Genomic DNA, 19,542 nt, shown 5'->3' with positions numbered 1-19,542 from the left:
ATTTGAGACAGTGGGCCGCCCGGTGGCCCGGCCCCCGCCGAACCACCGGGTCGCCGAGATCAGTTGGTGGAGTAGTAGAGATCCCACTCACCGGTCGGGGTCTGCTGGCACTCCCACCATTTCCAGTCCGGGTGTGCAGGCGCGTTCGACCCGTCGGCGCGGCAGGCCGCCTCGGTGCCGTACGTGCCGACGTAGATCGTCTCCGCGTTGGCCACCGCCGACCCTCCGGCGACGAGGCCTGCCGAGAGCGCGACGGCCGCGAGCAGGGTGCTGATCTTCATGCTGTTTTCCTTTCTCCCTGGCGCGCTGTTCCGCGCCTGGAAGTAGGAAACCAAGCTGTCCGTGAGATTTTCATGAGGTGGCCGTCGCCGCAGGTCAGGGCCACGAAGCCGGTCGAGGTTGGTTGCTCAGGAGGGAGGTGTCCCGAGGGTGTCCGGTGCTTCGAGGCGGACCGCCCAGCCGACGAGCGAGCGCAGATAGCGCAGCACCAGCTCGTCCGGGTACTGAACCGGATCGGTCAGGTGCAGCCGGGCCAGCTCCTCCAGGGCTGCCAACATGATCCGCTCGGTGGGACCGTCCGGGTCGACGCGGACGCCGGTGTAGCGGGAGAGGTGGCGCGCGCCGATCGCGCGGGCGTAGGCGCGGCCGAGTTCGAGCCTGGTGCGCAGGTCGGGCGGGCCGCCGTCCGGCGGGCTGAGGATGATCCGCCAACTGGTCGGCGCCGCATGCAGATAGGCGAGGATGCCGCGGCCGACCCGGTCCACGTCGACGGCGTCGGACCAGTCGACGCTGCCGACCCCAGCCAGCGCGATCGCCGATTCACGATCGAGCAGCGCGGTCATCAGGCCGCCGAGGTCGGTGAACTGCTGGTACACCAGGGCGCGGGCGACCTGGGACTCGCGCGCCACCCGGTCGATGCTGACCGCGCCGAAACCATCGGCGGCCACGATGTCGCGGGCGACATCGAGGAGTTGAGCGCGCCGGTCTGCAGCCGACATCCTGCGCTTCGGGGACGGCTGATCGGTCGGGGCCTCGGCGATCGAAGCCCCGGTGGACGGCGACCGAGCGATGTGCTCGGACGCGGTGCGCTCCGTGGTCACGGCACCGACGGTAGCGCAAGCAGCAAATCGACCGCGTTGGCCGAGCTCTGGACCGCGCTTTCCATCGTCGCCGACCAGTCGGTGGCGGTCCAGTCGCCCGCGAGCACCAGCGTCGGCACCGAGGTCCTCTGCGCAGGCCGCAGCGCGTGCGTGCCGACTACCTGGGAGAACGTCGCCTTGGGCATCCGAACCACGTGTCCGAGAAGGACTTTCGCTTCCTTCGCGGCCGGATAGTACCGGCGCAGCAGCTCGACCTGTTCGGCGACGATCTCCTCGTTGCTCTTGTGGATCTGCTCGTAGGCTCCGCTGGTGGTCAGGCAGTACAACCAGGCCCGATCGGTGGCGCGGCCGGTCATCCGCTGGCGGTCGAAGACCTCGTCGATCACGCCGGTGCCGCCGATCAGCGCCTCGAATTCGGCGGTGGTGCCGAGCGGGCGATCCAGATACAGGTTGGTGCTGACGATCGGCGTGTAGCCCAGTTTGTCTGCGGCCGCGTAGATTTCGGCGTGCTCGGGCAGGTCGTCGAGCAGGCCGTTGATGTTGGAGTTCGGCACCGCACACACCACCGCGTCCGCGGGCAGGGTGGTGCCGTCGGCGAGCGTCACCCCGGTGACGCTGCCGTCGACGATGGTGATCCGGCGGGCCACTGCCCGGTATCGGACCTGAACCCCGTGCTGTGCAAAGAATTTCAGCGCACCGGTGATGTAGAGCGTGTCCAGGTCGGTGGTGGGGTAGCCGATGGTGGCCGGCCGCCGATGTTTGATGCCGAGGCGGATGCCGGTGGCCATGACGTCGGCGAGCACCTTCGCCGATTCGCGTTGCACCGGTTCGGCGGCGACCCCGAGGGCAAGCCAATCCCACAGCGCCTCACGGGCTTTCGCCGGCATGCCGACACGGTCGAACCATTGCTCGGTGCTGAGGTCGGCCAGGTCGGCGGGTTGGTTCAGGCATTGCCGGCCGAGCTTCAGCGTGGCGACGAGGGTCCTGGCTCGTTCGACCAGCGAGGCGTCGGGGTGCGCGCCTGTCAGGGTGCGCAGTGCGCCGAGTCCCTTCGTCTGCATGGTGACGCTGCGGCCGTCGGGCCAACGCAGGGTGGCATGGTGCGGGAAAGCGACGTACTGGCGGGTGCCGATGCTGGTCAGGTATCGGAACAGATGGTCGTAGCCGCTGCCGATCACATGCTGGCCGTTGTCGGGGAGGTCGTCGACCACGTCGACCTTCATCGCATGGGTGCGACCGCCGAGCCTGCCGCGTCGTTCCAACAGGGTGACCTGCTTGCCTGCCTCGGCGAGCCAGACCGCGGCGGCCAGCCCGGCCAGTCCGCCGCCGATGACCACATACTGCCGTTGGTCGTTCATGCCACACTCCTCACTAACTTACAAGTTGCAAGTTAGGTCCGAAGTGTGGTCGGCGTCAAGGGCCGGGGACGACCGTGGTGAGTGGCGGATACGGGGCCCGCGGCGGATCGGCATTCGAATTCTGATGCAGCAGTACGTAGCTGAACAGCACGGTGGCGAGGGTCGCCAGGGTGGCGAAGAGCAGGCGGCTGCCGATCGCGAAGAGCAGTCGTCTGCCCGTTCTCGCTGCCGTCGTCATGATCCGCTCCTGTGCCGTGTGGTGAACGCCAGGGAAGTAGTCGTGCCGAATGCGCCGATCGTTAGCAACTGAGTGGCAAATTACAGGAACGGCCGGTGATAGCGTGCTGGCACGCCGGGCGGTCCGACAGGTTGCACAACTGATTCGGTGCGGTTGACCAAAGGGTTTGGTCTCGACGCGAACTTTGTCGGCGGGAATCGGCCTCGACTCAGTTGCCGGGGGCAGGTTGGCAGCGCGGGCAGAAGTAGATGCCGCGCTCACGGTGGGCAATCCGGTCCGAATCGGGTGCGGAGTCGCCGAGGAGGTGCACGACGATGGGCGTGCCACACCGCTGGCACGGTCGCCGAGTGCGGCCGTAGGCCAGTGGGCGCCACGGTGGTTCGTGCGCGGCCTTGGTCAGCACCCGGTGTGCCTCGTTGACCAACGCGAGCAGATCGGGGACCGCGCCGACCGGAGTGGTGGGATGGACGCGGCGCAGGAAACAGATCTCGCTGCGGTAGATGTTGCCGATCCCGGCGAGGTTGCGTTGATCGAGCAGCGCGAGTCCGATCGGCTGGTCCGGATATCGCTGCAGTCGGCGCACGGCCTCCTCGACCGACCAGTTCTGACCGAGCAGGTCCGGTCCGAGGTGTGCGATGACCTGGTGCTCCTCGTCGATCCGCAGCACCTCCACCTTGCCGAGCGAAAACCCGACGGCCTCGACCTCGTCGGTGCGCAGCACGAGCCGCGCGGTCACCCTCGGCTTGGTCCACCGCTGCCCGCAGTGGAAGGTTCGCCACGAACCCTCCATCTTCAGATGGGTGTGGATGCTGACCGTCGGTGTCCGGATGAACAGATGCTTCCCGTAGCTGCCGACGCTGGTGACCACCTCGTCGCGCAGGTCGACGGTGGCATACCGGGGCACCCGAAAGTCGCTGCCGGTCAAGGTCTTCCCTTCCAGCGCCGCACGGAGTCGAGCAGCGGTCAGGAATACCGTGTCACCCTCGGGCATGCGGCACCCCAAGCACACCGCGGGCAGGTCGGCGGCTCACGGGCGGCCCCGGAGGCGAAGGCCGCGGGGGGTGGCGGAGAAACCCGCCTCGGTGAGGAAACCCGCGAAGGTGTTGCCGTGCACGGTTTCTCCGTCGACCTTGTCGATGACGAGGGAGTCGACTCTGCGGGTGTGCACCAGGTCGGCGAGCGCCTTGGCGGCGGACTGGCGGGCGTTCGGGTCCTCGGTGAAGGTGAGCAGGGTTTTGCCGCCGCGTTCGAGATAGAGCACGAGCTCGCCGTCCACGAGCACGACAAGGGCTCCGGCCTTGCGACCCGGCCGGTGCCCGCCGTCGCCGTCGCCCTTCGGCCAGACCAGTGCCGCACCGTACGGGTTCGCCGGATCACATGCGGCCAGCGCGAGTGCGTGACCGGTCTGCTGCGCTGTCTCGCCGGGTCGCACGCGTTCGCTGTCGAAGGAACGCAGCCGATCGACCACGTCGGTGGTGGAGAACTGGGCGCCGCCCAAGGAATCGATGAAATAGCCACGGCGACAACGCCCGCGGTCCTCGAACTCGGTCAGCACCCGGTACATCAGCGCGAACCCACCGGACACCCCCTCGTTCTGCACCGATCCACGCGTTAGCACCCCGTACCGCTCGAGCAGCATGTCCGCCGTCGCGTGTGCGCGAACAGTGTTGTCCGACACCCGCTCCGGCAGCAGCGACCAGCGCCCGGCCACCATCGGCGGCCCGGACCGCGTCGGCATGCTCGGCCGCGGCAGATAGGCCCGCCCACGCGGTGCACGGCGTGGCGTGCGATGCGCCGTCGTGGTCCGAGTCGTCCCCGACAGCAGTGCCCTAACCGGCGCGAACGTGTCGCCGGAAACCATGCCTGCCCACACCAACTCCCACAGCGCGTCCGCAACCCCGCTGTCGTCGAGCAACCCGGTGGCGTCGGACAGCTGGCGGAAGAAGTACGCCCCGCCGCCGTGCAACACGGGCGCAAGTCGTGGAGCTGCCGAACCGGGCACGGCCGCGGCGTCTGTCGACGATCGGCGAGTGTGCTTCGGCCCCACTACTTTCGAGTGTTCCTTGCCGCTGCGGTCGGCGCCGTTCTTGGCCGCCGAATCGCGTCCTGGCGAGCCGGGAGGTGTCGGTGACGAGGCAGCGGCATCGCCAGGGCCTGGTGGGTCGAGCGATATCGGATCCATCGACCCCACCGGATCTGGTGCGGGCGTCCACGGGGCGAGGGTGGCGCCGAGCGCAGTGAGCAGGCGGAGTTGCACCTCGGAGAGCTCGATGTCGTCTGGCGGGGCCAAGGTGAAGGCGGCTTGATCGGCGAGGTGCAAGGCGACCCAGCCGTCCTTTGCGGTGATGGCGCCGTGGCCGGACCAGATGACCTCGCCCGTGGCCATCAGCTCGTCGAGCATGGCGGGGGAGTAATCGCGGACCCGGGCGGGCAGGATCAGTGACTCCCAGGCGGAGGCCGGGATCGGCACGCCCGCCAGCTGTTCCACGACGGTCGCGACGCCGTCGACACCGCGGAGCTCGCCGGTGCCGATGTGCTGCCAGGACGGTAGGAAACGGCCGAAGGTGGCGGTCGACACCGGTTCGACCTCGTGCCTTGCCGCCGCAAGCGAGCGGCGGCGTAGGCGGCGAAGCACTTGTGCGTCGCACCATTCGGAGCCTGCCGCACCCGGCGTGAATTCGCCTTCTACGATCCGTTTTTCGGTGATCAGTCGGTGCAGGGCGGTAGCGACGACGGCGGTGCCGAGGCCGAAGCGGGCGGCGACCGCCTCGGTGCTGAACGGTCCATGCGTGCGGGCGTAGCGGCCGACGAGATCGCCGAGTGGATCGGCGACGGGCTCGATGAAGGCCGCAGGCGTCCCGATCGGCAGCGGCACGCCGAGCGCGTCACGCAGCCGGGACGCGTCCTCGACGGCCACCATCCAGGTGCGGCCCGCGAAGGACACCTCCAGCGCGCGGCGCGAGGTCACCAACTCGGCGAACCAGTCCGTGGGATCGGCGACGCAGCGTGCCTCGGCCTCAGCCGCGGTCAGTGGACCGAGCAGGCGCAACAGATCGGCCAACCCTTCGGCATCGCGCGCATGGCGTTCCGGGGTGAGCCGCTGCAGTTCCCGCTCGGTCTGGTCGATGACCGCGGCGTCGAGCAGTTCGCGCAGTTCCACCCGGCCGAGCAGCTCGGCGAGCAGCCCCGAGTCGAGCGACAGTGCGGCGGCGCGGCGTTCGGCGAGCGGGCTGTCCCCGTCGTACATGAACTGTCCGATGTAGTCGAACAGCAGAGCGTTCGCGAACGGCGACGGTGTCGCGGTCTCCACCTCGACCAACCGCAGTTGGCGCCGGGCGACCCGCCCGAGCAGATCACGCAGCGACGGCAGATCGTAGACATCGCGCAAACATTCGCGCACCGTCTCCAGCAGGATCGGGAAGTCGGGGAACTTGCGTGCCACGTCGAGCAGCTGGGCCGAGCGCTGCCGCTGCTGCCACAGCGGGGCGCGTTTGCCGGGATCGCGCCGGGGCAGCAGCAGCGCCCTGGCCGCGCACTCCCGGAAGCGGGACGCGAAAAGCGCTGAGCCGCCGACCTGTTCGGTGACGATGTCGTCGATCTCGTCGGGTTCGAAGACGAACAGCTCGGCACCGGGCGGATCGTCGGTGGTGTCCGGCAGCCGCACCACGATGCCGTCGTCGGAGGCGTTCGGCGCGACGTCGACGCCGAACCGCTCGCGCAGCCTGGCGCCGATGGCCAGGGCCCACGGTGCATGCACCGGCAGCCCGAAGGGGGAGTGCAGCACCAGCCGCCAGTCGCCGAGCTCATCCCGGAAACGCTCGACCACCAGCGTCTTGTCGGTGGGCAGATGACCGGTGGCGGTCCGCTGCTCGTCGAGCAGGGTGCCGAGGTTGCCGGTCGCGAAGGCGTCGAGTCCCGCTGCCGCGGTGAGCTTTTCGAGGTTCTCCTGGTGCTGGCCTGCCTTCCGCATGAATTCGCCGAGCGCACCGCCGAGTTCGGCGGGCCGCCCGAGGCCGTCGCCGTGCCAGAACGGCAGCCGTCCCGGCTGGCCGAACGCGGGCGTCACCAGCACCCGGTCGAAGGTGATCTCCTCGATCCGCCAGCTGGTCGCGCCCAACGCGAACACGTCGCCGACCCGCGATTCGTAGACCATCTCTTCATCGAGTTCGCCGACCCGCGAAGCCTTTTCGCCGACCATGTACACCGCGAAGAGACCACGATCCGGTATCGCGCCGCCCGAGGTCACGGCGAGCCGCTGCGCGCCGGGCCGCCCGGTGAGCGTGCCCGCGTCTCGATCCCACACCAGCCGCGGCCGCAGCTCGGCGAACTCGTCGGACGGGTACCGCCCGGACAGCAGATCGAGCACCGACTCGTACGCCGACCGCGGCAGCGTCGCGTAACTTCCTGTCCCGCGGACCATGTCGAACCAGGCGTCGACGTCGATCGGTTCGAGCGCGCACGCGGCGACGGTCTGCTGGGCCAGGATGTCGAGCGGATGCGCCGGGATCTGGATGGCCTCGATCTGTCCGGCGGTCATCCGCTGCGCGGCCACCGCGCAGTGGATGACATCGGTGCGATGTTTCGGGAACAGCACGCCGCGCGAGATCTCGCCGACCTGATGTCCGGCCCTGCCGATCCGCTGCAGTCCGCTCGCCACCGAGGGCGGCGCCTCCACCTGCACCACCAGATCGACCGCGCCCATGTCGATGCCGAGCTCGAGGCTGCTGGTGGCGACCACGCAGCGCAGCCTGCCGCTCTTCAGGTCGTCTTCGATGAGCGCGCGCTGCTCCTTGCTCACCGATCCGTGGTGCGCACGAGCCAGCAGTGGGCCCGCACCGTGGATCACCTCGGTCGAGGCGCCGAGCTGTGCGGGCGGCTTGTGTTCGGTGTCGACGGGCTCCCCGAGCCGCTCGGCATAGTTCTCGTTGAGCCGGGCCGTGAGCCGCTCGGCGAGCCTGCGCGAATTCGCGAACACGATCGATGACCGATGCTCGAGCACCAGATCCACGATGGCTTCGTCCACGTGCGGCCAGATCGAGCCGGGCTGATCGGATTCGCCGGGTTCGGTCATGTCCGCCACCGGCACTCGCACGGAGAGGTCGAAGGTCTTCGGCGCGGGCGGCGACACGATGGTGATCGGCGCGTTGCCCACCAGGAACCGCCCGACCTCGTCCGGCGGCCGCACGGTCGCCGACAACCCGATGCGTTGCGCAGGACGCCCGGGCTCACCCTCCACGGAGTCGCTTCGCGACGCTGTAGTCAACTGATCGAGCCGGGCCAGCGACAGCGCCAGATGTGACCCACGTTTGGAACCCGCGATCGCGTGCACCTCGTCAACGATCACCGTGCGCACATCCCGCAGCGTCTCCCTGGCCGCCGAGGTGAGCATCAGGAACAGCGACTCCGGCGTGGTGATCAAGATGTCCGGCGGCGTCCGCTGCATCGTCCGACGCTCGCCCGCCGTGGTATCCCCGGACCGCACCCCGACGGTGATCGCGGGCGGATCCAATCCGAGCCGCTTCGCCGTCTGTGTCACCCCGACCAACGGCGCCCGCAGATTGCGCTCCACATCCACCGCGAGCGCCTTGAGCGGTGACACATACAGGACTGAGGTCCCGACCTGCTCTGTCGACTTCTCTCGAGTAGCCAACTGATCGATGGCCCACAAAAACGCCGACAACGTCTTGCCCGACCCGGTCGGCGCGATCACCAACGTGTGCTCACCCGCCGCAATCGCCGCCCACGCCCCCAACTGCGCGCTCGTCGGCGCAGGAAACGCACCGTCGAACCACTCCTGTGTAGCGGGCGAGAACTGAGCCATGCTCTTCAGTCTGCACCCACCCACCGACAACCTGGGACCGCTTCAAAACCCACTGATTTCGTGAGCAGCGGAACAGCCACATGCGCATAGTCGTACGCTTCGAGCGTGCAAAAGGTGCTCAGACTCGACCTGGTCAGCCATGGCATGACCGAGGCGATGCGGAAGGCACGTTTTCCAGTCGACGAATCGTTGACCGAAGCAGGCCGCCGTGCCATCTCTGGTAGTGCGCCGCTTGCTGCCCATCGCGTCCTGACCGGACCGGAACGCCGCACCGTCGAGACCGCGGCGCTGTTAGGGCTGCCCGGCGAAGAGGACACGCGATTACGGGATCTCGACGCGGGTGCGTGGCGCGGCGGCGCGTTGATGTCGGTGCCGCAGGACGAGCTGTACGCCTGGCTCACCGATCCGATGTTCCGCGGCCACGGCGGGGAGTCGGTGGTGGACGTGATCGAGCGGACCAGGTACTGGATGGCCGAGATCGCCTCGGACGGCAAGTCGACCATCGCGGTCACCCATCCCGCCGTCATCCGCGCGGCACTGCTGGTGACGCTGGACGCGCCGCCGAAATCGTTCTGGCGGATCGACATTCCGCCGGGCAGCGTGACCCGGCTGCATTACCGCGGCGAGTGGACCTTGCACTTCACGGCGTGACACCGCTTTTCGCGGCGAGCGGTCCGGTGCCGAGGGTGATGAGCAGCCGCACGGCGTCGGTGATCAACCGGGCCGGGATCGACGGGTCGATGGCGCGCTGCATGCCGAGGCCGATGCCCATGCTGAGGATGCCCGTCGCAGCGTCCTCTGCGGGTACCGGCAGGTCGACGCCGATCGTGTCGGCCAGCGTCTGCACCTGGGCCGCGACCGCGCCGCGCACCACCGCGAGGCTGGAAACGAGCGCGGCCTGCAGGACCGGATCGTCCCTGGACACGGTGGCGAACTCGAATTCCAGCATCGTCCAGCCGACGTCGCCGACGGTGCGTTCGGCCCACTCCTGGAACCGCTCGAGCTGTGCGTCGAAGCTGTCGTCGGCCGCGAGCAGGTCGGTCACCTCTTGGAACTTGGTCGCGTGGATGAGCTCGAGCACTTCGAGGCCGAGTTCCTTCTTGGTGCGGAAGTTCGAGTAGACGGCGCCCTTCGAGTACCCGGCCTCCTCGGCGACCCGCTCGAGGCTGGTGCTCGCGTAGCCATCGGCCAGGAAGAGGTCGCGTGCCGTGGCGATCAGGTCAGCGCGGGTGCGGGCCTGGCTTTCGGAGCGGGTCAGACGTGCCATGCCGCGATTCTACGTACCGTCGGATTTCGGATACCAAGGGTATTTGAATTCTGCTAGTGTTTGGAACCATGAGTAACAACAACGGGTCGCAGCGGCGCGGCCTGGCCATCGGTTGCGGCGGCACGCTCGGCGCGGCGTGGATCGTCGCGGCGCTGGTCGCGGTCCGTGACGCACTCGGCTGGGATCCGCGCGAGGCCGATGTGCTCATCGGGACCTCGGCGGGCGCGGAGCTGGTGACCATGCTCGGCAGCGGAATCTCGGTGGACGAGCTGGCCGCCATGCAGGACGGCACCTCCACCGACCCGATCCTGTTGGCGCACATGCGGTCCGGGCCTGGTCGATTCCCGCCGGTGCCGCGCCCTCGCCTCGGTTCGGTCCGGCTGCCGTTGCGGCGCACCGATTCCGGCCAGGGTCTGCTCACCGCGGGCAGCGGGCTGTTGCCGGTCGGCGGCGGCGACGCGAGCTGGTTGCAGCAGCTCGCCGAGCGACTGAACCCGGGCCGATCCTGGGTGCCGCACCCGGCGACCTGGCTGGTGAGCATGGATTATGCGACGGGAGAACGGGTTCCGTTCGGCTCGCCCGATGCGCCGACCGCGCCGCTCGGCGCTGCGCTGCGCGCGTCATGGGCGGTGCCCGGCTGGTTTCCGCCGGTCCCGATCGCCGGACGCCGCTTCATCGACGGTGGTGCAGGCTCGACCGCGTCGGTGGATCTGCTGACCTCCGCGAAATTGGACGAGCTCGTCGTCCTCACCCCGATGGCATCGACCGGGAAGATCCCCGCGACCGGCCCAGGGCACCTCCTCGAACGCCAGATGCGAAACCGCATGAGCGCCAAGCTCGATGCCGAGATCGCCCAGCTACGCGCGACCGGAACCACGGTGCTGCACGTGGCCGCCACCGCCGACGACCTCGCGGTGATGGGCCCCAACTTCATGGACGGCCGTCGCCGTCTCGACACCTATCAGCACAGTCTGCGCAGCACTCGCCGTGCGCTCGAACAAGGAACCTTCGCATGAGAATTCTCGGTCATGGTTACCCCGACGTCGCGCTCAGCGGCGCCCGCGTTCTGATCACCGGAGCAGGCCGCGGCATCGGCCGCGCCACCGCGGAGTTGTTCGCGGCCAAGGGATCCGAGGTGGTGATCGCCGATGTCGACGTCGAGGCCGCGCAGGAGGCGGCAGGCGCGATCGGAGCAAAGGCCTACGAGCTCGATGTGCGCTCGCGTGGCCAGTGGGACAAGGTGATCGCCGATCTCGGCCACGTCGACGTCCTCGTCAACAATGCGGGCGTCATGCCTGCCGGTCCTTTCCTCGACGAGCCGGACGTGGTCGGCCAGGCCACGATGGACATCAACGTCTGGGGTCTCATCCACGGCATGCGCGCCGTCGCGCCGGGCATGGTCGAGCGCGGCCGCGGCCACATCGTCAATGTGGCCTCGCTGGCCGGCAAGATCCCGCTTCCTGGTCTCGCCGTCTACAACGCGAGCAAGTTCGCCGCCGTAGGCCTTTCCGCCGCAACCCGTTTGGAGTTCGCACCGCAGGGCGTCAGCGTCAGCTGTGTCATGCCGTCGGCCGTGCGTACCCGGCTGTCGTCCGGCATGGCCCTCGGCCACGGCATGCCGACCGTCGATCCGGAAGACGTCGCCGCCGCCATCCTGCGCACGGTCGCCACCCGCAAGGGGGAGGTCGCGGTGCCGAACTATCTCGGCCCGATCGACATTGCCTTGGCGGCCGCGCCGGAGCGCGCGGTGCGCCTGGTGCGCCGCCTCGTCGACGGCGACCGCGCCCTGCATCCCGCCGACGAGAAGGTCAGGGCCGCATACGAGGAACAGGTCCGCTCGATCAGCTGAGCCCGGTCGCGGACGAAAAACGGCCCCGGAGAAGTTCTCCGGGGCCGTTTCGTGCCGGTGATGTCGGGATCAGCAGGTGGTGGGAGCCGGCTCGCCCCGGAAGCGGGCCTCGACGTAGTTCCACGCGTCGGCGAAGCCTGCCACAGCCGTTGTCATGTGCTCGGCAATCTCGTAGGGGCGGAACTCGAGTCGGGCACCCGCGCGACAGTAGCGGTCGGCGACCTCGGCGACCGGCGGGAAGAAGGTGAGTTCGTCGAAGCGTCCCTGCCACATGAAGACCGGAACGGACGGGATGCCGTCGAAGTGCCGCAAGCTGTTCTGGCGCAGGACTTCGCGGGCAACGGGGCTGTCCATCAGGCTCTTCGATGCGGCCATTTGCTCCGCGTTGCGGAAGGCCCCGTGGAACAGCAGGAACCTGCGGCAGGCGTCATGGGTGAATTCGCGGAACCACAGCCCGTTTTCGTTCAGCTGATCCGAAATCGGCAGCTTCTCCGGGTACTCGCGCTCCAGTCCCATCGCGGCGGCGAACGCCAACCCGAAACCGGGGTGCGGTGCGAAGCCGAGCGAAAGCGCCATCTCCTCGAGATCGGCGGGGATGCCGCCTGCCACCGCGGCGGTGAGCTTCAGATCGGGCGCGTACGTGGGCTGCAGCGCTGCCGCCCACGAGGTGGCCATGCCGCCGCCGGAGTAACCCGCCAGGGCGACAGGCGAATTGGCGAGGCCGAGTTCGGCCACCTTCTGTACCGCCCTGACACTGTCCAGTGTCATCATGCCGCTGAGCCTGGCTGCGCCGTAGGCCGAGGTCGGGCCGAGGTAGTCGGGCAGCGACACCGCCCAGCCGCGCCCGATCGGGAGCATCGCGCCTGCCGCGTCCTGCAGCTCGCCGTTGAACAGCGACCGGGACGGGTTGCACTGGGTACCAAGCGAATTGATGAGGGCCTGGTAGGAGACGAGCGGCGGGTTCTTGACGCCGATGGGCAGCAGAACCGTGGTCACCCCCATCACCGGCTTGCTCATCGAGTTGGTGGACCGGAACGCGACCTGCCAGCCCTCGGTGCCGACATACATGCCGGTGTCGATCTTGCGGGCGCGCACCACATCGCCGGGTTTCAGTGCGGCCAGTTCGGCGGGCGGAGTGTAGAAAACATCCGGATCCGGGGTCGGATACAGCGGTTGAGCATTCACGGGCAGGCCAACCAGCCCGATCGAGACGATGCTCAACATCAGGATCGCAATCCTGAACGGAACTCTTCGCACGGCTTTCCTTCGACTTTCGGCCACCATCGACTCACCGACCCCGACAGACTTCTCGGCGACTCGGGTGGACCACCACTGCATGGAAGATGCGCGGTAAACGTCGTCGTTTGCCGCGCAGGCGGATAGCTGGAACCCACGGCCGCACCCGAGGAGCGGACCGGCACACCACCTTTCGGGTCAACCTGTGGACCGCCGCACCTCGGCGAAACCATCCGTACGCAAACGTAGCGCCGTGTCCGTCACCGTATATCACCGGGTGGGCATTATTTGATAATTCACAGCGCATTTCCTGTGCAGTTGCACGAGATCACTACCGGCGCCGTCGATGCCGATAGCCGACCGTTTGCGAAAGCTATTGGCTATTACCGCAGCACGTCATCATGGAAAGGGTGCTCGATCGCTTCGGTCGTGTCCCTGGGTGCCGCGTTGCAGGGCCAGCCGGTGCGCGGGCAGTCGGTGCGGCCTCCGCTCGAGTGTCCCTGGCTGCCCTTCGGGTACCGGTCGGTCGGGTCTTCGGCGTCGGGTGGGATCCGGCGCTCGGTGGTGGAGGTCACAGCGCACCTCGCACCGTGCATAGTGTGTGCCCATTCACAAGCTGCTAAATTGAGCAGTCTGCTCAAATTTCTTCGCCACTATTGTTCAATTCGCGCTTTAAGGGCAGGGTATGCGGCATCAAGTGCTCAACTAGGACGCCGCCCGATCGGCGCCGTCCGGACGGGTGGACTGCATGACCGAGCTCGCCGATCACGACCTGATCCCGGCTCCGTACGACCTCGCCGACCGCTACCGGGTCGGCGCGGGCACCGTTGTTCTGACCGGGGTCCAAGCGATCGCACGCCAGCTGGTGGAACAGCACGTGCGTGACCTGCGCGCCGGGCGGCGCGTCGGCACGTTCGTCTCGGGGTATCAGGGCAGTCCGCTCGGCGGCGTCGACAAGATGCTCGGCGGGATGCCCGGCGTGCTTGCCGAGCACGACATTTCGTTCGTGCCCGGGTTGAACGAAGAACTTGCCGCGACCTCGGTGTGGGGTAGTCAGGCCGACCTGCCCGCAGGCGCCGCGACCCACGACGGCGTTGTCGGTGTCTGGTACGGCAAGGGACCGGGCCTCGACCGCGCGACGGATGCGTTGCGGCACGCGAACATGTACGGTGCGAATGCCAATGGCGGGGTGCTGCTGCTGGTCGGCGACGACCCGGCCTCGAAGTCCTCGACGGTGCCAGCGGTGAGCGAGCGCTCGCTGGCCGCGATGAACATCCCGGTCCTGTTCCCGCGCAACGCCCGCGAGATCATCACCATGGGCTTGCACGGTGTCGCGCTGTCGCGTGCCTCGGGCTGCCTGGTCGCGCTCAAGATCGTGGCCGACGTGGCCGACGGCGCCTGGTCGGTCGACGGCACGGTCGGCGACATCGACATCGTTGTCCCCGAAATCTCCTGGGAGGGCAGGCCGTTCCGCTACCTCCAGCGACCGATGGCGGCACCGACCGACAGCGTGATCGCCGAGGCCGACCTGTACGGCGGACGCTGGGAAACGGTCAAGGCCTACAGCACCCTCAACGAACTCGACGTCATCGAGGTGAACCCGGCCCGCGCCACGATCGGCATCGCCGCCACCGGAACGACTTTCGACGCCGTCCGGCAGGCGCTCATCGACCTCGGTGTCGATGACGACGCCCTCATGCGCGCCGGCGTCCGGCTGCTGCGCATCGGTATGCCGTTTCCCATTGCGCCCGAACGCGTTCAGCAGTTCGCGAAGGGGCTGACCCGGCTCGTGGTGGTCGAGGACAAGACCGCCTTCATCGAGACCCAGATCCGCGAGATCCTCTACGGCACCGCCGATGCCCCTGAGATCATCGGCAAGCGCGATGCCGCGGGCCGCCCGCTGTTCAGCCAGGACGGCGAACTCACTACAGGACGGATCGCCAAGCCGCTGGCCCGCGCGCTCGACGGCTTCCTCGACATGAAACGGCCACTGCCGCAGCCGCTGTCGCTTGCGGTGCTGCCCGCCAAGCGCGCCGCCTACTTCTGCAGCGGCTGCCCGCACAACCGCTCCACCGCGGTGCCGGAGGGCTCGATCGCAGGCGGCGGCATCGGCTGCCACACGATGGTGACCATGTCGGGCCGGGAAGACAGCAAGGTCACCGGCTTGACCCAGATGGGAGGTGAGGGCGCTCAGTGGATCGGCCAGGCGCCGTTCACCGACGTGCCGCACCTGTTCCAGAACATCGGCGACGGCACGTTCTTCCACTCCGGTCAGCTTGCCGTGCAGGCCTGCATCGCCGCCGGGGTGAACATCACCTACAAGCTGCTGTACAACGACGTCGTCGCGATGACGGGCGCACAGGACGCGGAGGGTGCGCTCGCCGTGCCGATGCTGACGCACAAGCTCAGCACCGAGGGCGTCGCGCAGATCATCATCTGCGCCGACGAGCCGAAGAAGTACCGCAAGCGTGATCTCGCTGCGGGCACCAGGCTGTGGCATCGGGACCGGCTCGACGAGGCGCAACGCGTGCTGCGCGAGATCCCCGGCGTGACCGTGCTGATCTACGACCAGCACTGCGCCGCCGACGCGCGCCGCCAGCGCAAGCGCGGCACGTTGCCGGTCCGGCGCACCAGGGTCGTCATCAACGAGGCGGTCTGCGAGGGTTGCGGCGACTGCGGCGTCAAGAGCAACTGCCTGTCGGTGCAGCCGGTGGACACCGAATTCGGCCGCAAGACCCGGATCGATCAGACCTCGTGCAACACCGACTACAGCTGCCTCGACGGCGACTGCCCGTCCTTCGTCACGGTGGAGCTGCCCGAGCCGGGGAAGGCCAAGAAGCGCAAGGCGATGCAGCGTCCGGAGCCGCCGGTGCTGCCCGACGTCAGGCAGGCCGCGCCGACCACGACACAGAACGTCTTCCTCGCAGGCATCGGCGGCACCGGCATCGTGACCGTGAACCAGGTGCTTGCCACCGCCGCGCTGCGGGCAGGCTACGACGTGGCGAGCCTGGACCAGATCGGCCTGAGCCAGAAGGCCGGACCGGTCGTCTCGCACCTGCGGTTCGTCTCCGGTGCGCTGGAGCCGGCGAACCGGCTGACGCCGGGTTCCGCCGACTGCATCGTGGCGTTCGATCTGCTCACCGCCACCGACAACAAGAACCTGGCGTACGGCTCGAAGGAATCGACCATGACGGTCGCGTCCACCAGCAAGACCCCGACCGGGGACATGGTGTACGACAAGGCCGTTCAGTACCCGGAGACGCCCGCGCTGCTCGGCAGGCTCGCACAGGCGTCGCGGGAGGTGCGCTCGTTCGACGCGCTCACCGCCGCCGAGGTGCTGTTCGGCAACACCGCGGCCGCCAACTTCCTGCTGGTCGGCGCGGCCTACCAGCTCGGTGGTCTTCGTCTGCCCGCTGCGGCGATCGAGGAAGCCATCGAGATCAATGGTGTCGCAGTGAAAGCCAACATCGAGGCGTTCCGCTGGGGCCGGATCGCGATCGAACGGCCGGACGAGTTCGCCGCGGTGGCTATCCGTCAGCAGCCCAAGCGCGCCGAGATCGTCGTTCCCGCTGACCTTTTCGACGGCTTGACCGCGACGGGGGAGACCAAGCGGCTGGTCGAACTGCGTGCCGCCGAGCTGATCGGTTTCCAGGGTGTGCGCATTGCTCGCGACTATGTGCAAGCCGTGCAACGTGTTTGGGACGGACAGCGCAAGGTCACCGATCGCACCGAGTTCAGCGAGGAGGTGGCCCGTGGCCTCTACAAGTTCACCGCGTACAAGGACGAGTACGAGGTGGCCCGCAGGCTGACCGATCCTGCCTTCCTCGACGATGTCGCCGGCCAGCTGCCCGAAGGTGCCAACCTCACCTACAAGCTGCACCCGCCGATCCTGCGCGCGATGGGTCGCAAGAAGAAGATCGGCATCGGTCCGCGTGGCCACTTCAGCCTGAAGGTGCTGGCGAAGGGGAAGCGGCTGCGCGGCACCAAGTTCGATCTCTTCGGCTATGCCCACGTCCGCAGGGTCGAGCGCGCGCTGCTCGCCCACTACACCGCGATGGTGACCACCCTCGCGGACACGCTCGACGAGGCGGGCTACGACCGGGCGGTCCAGGCCGCCGCGCTCGCCGACGCGGTGCGCGGCTACGAGGACATCAAGCTGGCCAACGTGGAGCAGTACCGAAACAGCCTGCGCGAGCTCGGCATCGAGCCGCCGCAGGTGTAGTTCCACCAGCGCGGCACGGGACAGTGCTTACCCACCCCGCCGGCTCCGCCGGCTGCCGTCCCCGGAGGAACCGCGCGCCTGGTCGAGCGTAAAGGCCACGCTCCCGGGCACATGGGAAGTGGCCCGGAACCCATCCATCGGTTCCGGGCCACTTTCGTGTGTGCGGACCAGCGCGAGACGCCGGCCGGGCTACCGACCCGAATCCTGCGGCGGTTGCTCCGCACAAGGATTCAAGAACGAGGGAGGCAGCATGGGGAAGGGTTGTCCACAGCCTTGTGGTGCGGTCGGCAGGACGGACGGGGTCGAGGAGGGCACGACGGTGGAGGTCGGCACGCCGCCGGGCTGACCGCCGATCGAGGCGGGTTTGGGGAATTCCTCCTTCGGAGTGCCCTGTAGTGCCGCGTCCATCGTGTCCTTCCAGATGTCGGACGGCAGCCCGGATCCCCACATGACGTTGCCGGCCGACGTCTTGAGCGGGGTGCCGTCGGGCGTGCCCACCCAGACGGCGGTCGACAGCGACGGGGTGAAGCCGACCATCCAGACGTCCTTGTTCTGACCGGTGTCACCGAGCTGAGTGGTCCCGGTCTTGGCGGCGGACTTGCGGTCACCGGCCAATCCATGATTCCGCGACGACGCGGCGATCGGCTCCATCGCCGCGACCACGTTGTCCGCCACCGCCTTCGAGATGCGCTGCTCGCCGGCCACCGAGCCGTTGTCCAGCAGCACCCGACCCTCGGCCGTGACGACCTTCTGCACCAGGTGCGGCTTGCGGTAGACACCCGAGGCCGCGAATGTCGCGTAGGCCGAAGCCATATCGCGCACACGGAGCGAGTACTGGCCGAGGACGATTCCGTTGTTGGGCGGCGAGCCGTCCGGCTCCACCAGCGTCTTGCCGAGGCCGGGAATGGTGTCCGGGATACCCGCCTTGTAGGCCATCGCGGCGATCTTGTTCGCGCCGCTGGATCCCATATCCATCTCCATTCGATAGAAGCTGGTGTTCAACGAGAGCTTGAGCGCCTCGGCGATCGTGCAGGTGCCGCAGCCATGGCCCTCAGCGTTGGTGATCTTGCCCTTGACGCCTGGCACGGTCAGGTCGGAGCTGTCGTACTCCTTCGAGAGCGGAATGCCGAGCTCCAGGTTGACCGCGAGACCGAACACCTTGAACGTCGAGCCGGTCTGCAACGGGTTGCCTGCGAAGTCCCAGCCCCGACCGTTGTCGCCACCGTAATACGCCTTCACCGCACCGGTTTTCGGGTCGACCGACACCACCGCGCTGCGGGTTTCCGGCCGCTCGCCCTGCATATTCTTCTGGACCGCATCGATCGCGGCCTGCTGTGTCTTGTGGTCGATGGTGGTGGTGATCTGCAGGCCCTGAGCATTGAGCTGCTTCTCGGTGATGCCCGCGTCGGCCAACTCCGCGAGCACCTGCCTCTTGATCAGGCCGTTGGGGCCTTGATCGGCGTTGTCGTCACCGGTCTGTGCCGCCGAAACCACCTGGGGGAACTGCATCTTCGCCCGGTCGGCCTTGGGCAGGGCGCCGGTGTCGACCATCGCGTCGAGTACGTCGTTCCAGCGCCCCTCCGCGCCCTTCCGATTCTTTTCCGGATCCAGATTCGACGGTTCCCGGGGGAGTGCGGCCAGCATCGCGCCCTCGGCCGGCGTCAGATCCTGCACCTTCTTGTCGTAGTAGGCCCTGGCCGCCGCGTTGATGCCGGTGGCGCCGCGACCGAAGTAGATGATGTTCAGGTAGGCGGTGAGGATGTCGTCCTTGCTCCACTGTCGGGCCATCTTCGCCGCGACCACCAGCTCGCGCCACTTGCGGTCGAGACTGTGCTCGTTGTCGGCATTCGCGTTCTTGACGTACTGCTGGGTGATTGTCGAGCCACCACCCGCGTCGTCGCGGTCGAGCAGGTTGTCGCGGAGCGCACGGGCGAAACCGGACAGCGAGAACCCGGGGTTGGTGTAGAAGGTTCGGTCCTCGATCGCGATCACCGCGTTACGCACATGCGCTGGGATCTGATCGATGGAGACGTCGGTGCGCTCGCCCTGCGGCGGGGCCACCTTGTTCAGCACGGTCTTGCCGTCGGACTCCAGGATGGTCGCCACCAGGTTGGTCTTCAGCGCACTCGGCTGGGGCACCGAGGCCGTGGTGTAGGCGACCGCGAAGATCGCGCTCGGCACCATGATGGCCAGCGCCAGCAGGAGGTAGCAGACGCGACGGACGATGCGCCATCGTGATTTCTTTGTGGCCGTCGGTCGGCGACGCCGCTGGGCCCTGCCCGGAGGGTCGCGGTCGAGCGTCGGCCGAGTTGCCGTACTGGGAAGCTGATTTCGTGGTGCGGGTGGCCCACCGAAGTCTCCGGCCACCCGCTGCCGGGGCCGCTGTGTCGGTGGCGCTCCCGGTCCGGGGCGCTGCTGCGCAGGCGGGACGGGGCGATGCGGCGGCTGACC

The 19,542-nt window shown here is 68.1% G+C and carries 14 protein-coding genes; 4 read left to right on the top strand and 10 right to left on the bottom strand.

Annotation, left to right across the window (positions count from 1 at the left end; translation table 11 throughout):
- Positions 1-59 precede the first annotated feature (59 nt).
- The 6 genes from NA11_RS34350 to NA11_RS34325 all read right to left on the bottom strand — a co-directional run bounded on the left by NA11_RS34350 (position 60) and on the right by NA11_RS34325 (position 8,517).
- The gene (locus NA11_RS34350; RefSeq protein ID WP_069166233.1) at positions 60-281 is read right to left on the bottom strand and encodes a hypothetical protein; all 222 of its coding nucleotides are present in this window, start codon (positions 279-281) and stop codon (positions 60-62) included.
- Between the two features lie 126 nt (positions 282-407).
- Positions 408-998: a TetR/AcrR family transcriptional regulator gene (locus tag NA11_RS34345; RefSeq protein WP_069166259.1), complete on the bottom strand. Its 591-nt coding sequence runs from the start codon at positions 996-998 to the stop codon at positions 408-410.
- A 98-nt stretch (positions 999-1,096) separates the two neighbouring features.
- Positions 1,097-2,458 carry a hydroxysqualene dehydroxylase HpnE gene (hpnE, locus tag NA11_RS34340; protein ID WP_069166232.1) on the bottom strand — a complete coding sequence of 454 codons (1,362 nt, stop codon included), beginning with the start codon at positions 2,456-2,458 and terminating at the stop codon, positions 1,097-1,099.
- A gap of 55 nt (positions 2,459-2,513) precedes the next feature.
- On the bottom strand, positions 2,514-2,696 hold the full coding sequence (locus NA11_RS34335) for a hypothetical protein (RefSeq protein WP_069166231.1): 183 nt from the start codon (positions 2,694-2,696) through the stop codon (positions 2,514-2,516).
- Between the two features lie 208 nt (positions 2,697-2,904).
- Positions 2,905-3,687, bottom strand: coding sequence for a DNA-formamidopyrimidine glycosylase family protein (locus NA11_RS34330; RefSeq protein ID WP_069166230.1), 783 nt, complete (start codon positions 3,685-3,687; stop codon positions 2,905-2,907).
- A 36-nt stretch (positions 3,688-3,723) separates the two neighbouring features.
- Entirely contained in the window at positions 3,724-8,517 is a 4,794-nt protein-coding gene (locus tag NA11_RS34325) for an ATP-dependent helicase (RefSeq protein WP_141718010.1), read from the bottom strand.
- Positions 8,518-8,622: 105 nt separating this feature from the next.
- Between NA11_RS34325 and NA11_RS34320 the strand changes: the two genes are divergently transcribed.
- Positions 8,623-9,168 (top strand): histidine phosphatase family protein, encoded by a 546-nt coding sequence (locus tag NA11_RS34320; protein ID WP_069166229.1) that lies wholly within the window; start codon positions 8,623-8,625, stop codon positions 9,166-9,168.
- Here the strand turns inward: NA11_RS34320 and NA11_RS34315 are convergent.
- Positions 9,158-9,784, bottom strand: coding sequence for a TetR/AcrR family transcriptional regulator (locus NA11_RS34315; protein ID WP_069166228.1), 627 nt, complete (start codon positions 9,782-9,784; stop codon positions 9,158-9,160). The two genes, NA11_RS34320 and NA11_RS34315, sit on opposite strands and share 11 nt — an antisense overlap.
- A 68-nt stretch (positions 9,785-9,852) precedes the next feature.
- On the opposite strand from NA11_RS34315, the gene NA11_RS34310 reads away from it, so the two are divergent.
- Together NA11_RS34310 and NA11_RS34305 are read left to right on the top strand one after the other, a co-directional pair.
- Positions 9,853-10,800: a patatin-like phospholipase family protein gene (locus tag NA11_RS34310; RefSeq protein ID WP_069166227.1), complete on the top strand. Its 948-nt coding sequence runs from the start codon at positions 9,853-9,855 to the stop codon at positions 10,798-10,800.
- Entirely contained in the window at positions 10,797-11,633 is an 837-nt protein-coding gene (locus tag NA11_RS34305; RefSeq protein ID WP_069166226.1) for an SDR family oxidoreductase, read from the top strand. The genes NA11_RS34310 and NA11_RS34305 overlap by 4 nt, the downstream gene beginning before the upstream one ends.
- 69 nt (positions 11,634-11,702) lie before the next feature.
- On the opposite strand, the gene NA11_RS34300 is transcribed toward NA11_RS34305, so the two are convergent.
- Together NA11_RS34300 and NA11_RS34295 are read right to left on the bottom strand one after the other, a co-directional pair.
- Positions 11,703-12,857 (bottom strand): lipase family protein, encoded by a 1,155-nt coding sequence (locus NA11_RS34300; protein ID WP_069166258.1) that lies wholly within the window; start codon positions 12,855-12,857, stop codon positions 11,703-11,705.
- A 395-nt stretch (positions 12,858-13,252) separates the two neighbouring features.
- Positions 13,253-13,444: a hypothetical protein gene (locus NA11_RS34295; protein WP_069166225.1), complete on the bottom strand. Its 192-nt coding sequence runs from the start codon at positions 13,442-13,444 to the stop codon at positions 13,253-13,255.
- A gap of 173 nt (positions 13,445-13,617) precedes the next feature.
- Between NA11_RS34295 and NA11_RS34290 the strand changes: the two genes are divergently transcribed.
- A complete protein-coding gene (locus tag NA11_RS34290) occupies positions 13,618-17,091 on the top strand; it encodes an indolepyruvate ferredoxin oxidoreductase family protein (protein WP_069166224.1) in 3,474 nt (1,157 codons plus the stop codon).
- A 189-nt stretch (positions 17,092-17,280) separates the two neighbouring features.
- Here NA11_RS34290 and NA11_RS34285 read toward each other — a convergent pair whose 3' ends face one another.
- Positions 17,281-19,458, bottom strand: a complete 2,178-nt coding sequence (locus NA11_RS34285; RefSeq protein WP_439957127.1) for a transglycosylase domain-containing protein — start codon at positions 19,456-19,458, stop codon at positions 17,281-17,283.
- Between the last annotated feature and the right edge of the window lie 84 nt (positions 19,459-19,542).

The sequence above is a fragment of the Nocardia altamirensis NBRC 108246 genome (assembly GCF_001612685.1).
Classification (GTDB): domain Bacteria; phylum Actinomycetota; class Actinomycetes; order Mycobacteriales; family Mycobacteriaceae; genus Nocardia; species Nocardia altamirensis.
The sequence above is the reverse complement of the archived record's forward strand: the minus strand, read 5'-3'. Positions and strand labels throughout refer to the sequence as shown.

Excerpts from the sequence above, each read along its gene's own strand:
- NA11_RS34345 (WP_069166259.1), bottom strand. The coding sequence starts at position 998 with ATGTCGGCTGCAGACCGGCGCGCTCAACTCCTCGATGTCGCCCGCGAC.
- NA11_RS34315 (WP_069166228.1), bottom strand. The coding sequence starts at position 9,784 with ATGGCACGTCTGACCCGCTCCGAAAGCCAGGCCCGCACCCGCGCTGAC.
- NA11_RS34305 (WP_069166226.1), top strand. The coding sequence starts at position 10,797 with ATGAGAATTCTCGGTCATGGTTACCCCGACGTCGCGCTCAGCGGCGCC.
- NA11_RS34310 (WP_069166227.1), top strand. The coding sequence starts at position 9,853 with ATGAGTAACAACAACGGGTCGCAGCGGCGCGGCCTGGCCATCGGTTGC.
- NA11_RS34350 (WP_069166233.1), bottom strand. The coding sequence starts at position 281 with ATGAAGATCAGCACCCTGCTCGCGGCCGTCGCGCTCTCGGCAGGCCTC.
- NA11_RS34300 (WP_069166258.1), bottom strand. The coding sequence starts at position 12,857 with ATGTTGAGCATCGTCTCGATCGGGCTGGTTGGCCTGCCCGTGAATGCT.
- hpnE (WP_069166232.1), bottom strand. The coding sequence starts at position 2,458 with ATGAACGACCAACGGCAGTATGTGGTCATCGGCGGCGGACTGGCCGGG.
- NA11_RS34290 (WP_069166224.1), top strand. The coding sequence starts at position 13,618 with ATGACCGAGCTCGCCGATCACGACCTGATCCCGGCTCCGTACGACCTC.
- NA11_RS34335 (WP_069166231.1), bottom strand. The coding sequence starts at position 2,696 with ATGACGACGGCAGCGAGAACGGGCAGACGACTGCTCTTCGCGATCGGC.
- NA11_RS34325 (WP_141718010.1), bottom strand. The coding sequence starts at position 8,517 with ATGGCTCAGTTCTCGCCCGCTACACAGGAGTGGTTCGACGGTGCGTTT.
- NA11_RS34330 (WP_069166230.1), bottom strand. The coding sequence starts at position 3,687 with ATGCCCGAGGGTGACACGGTATTCCTGACCGCTGCTCGACTCCGTGCG.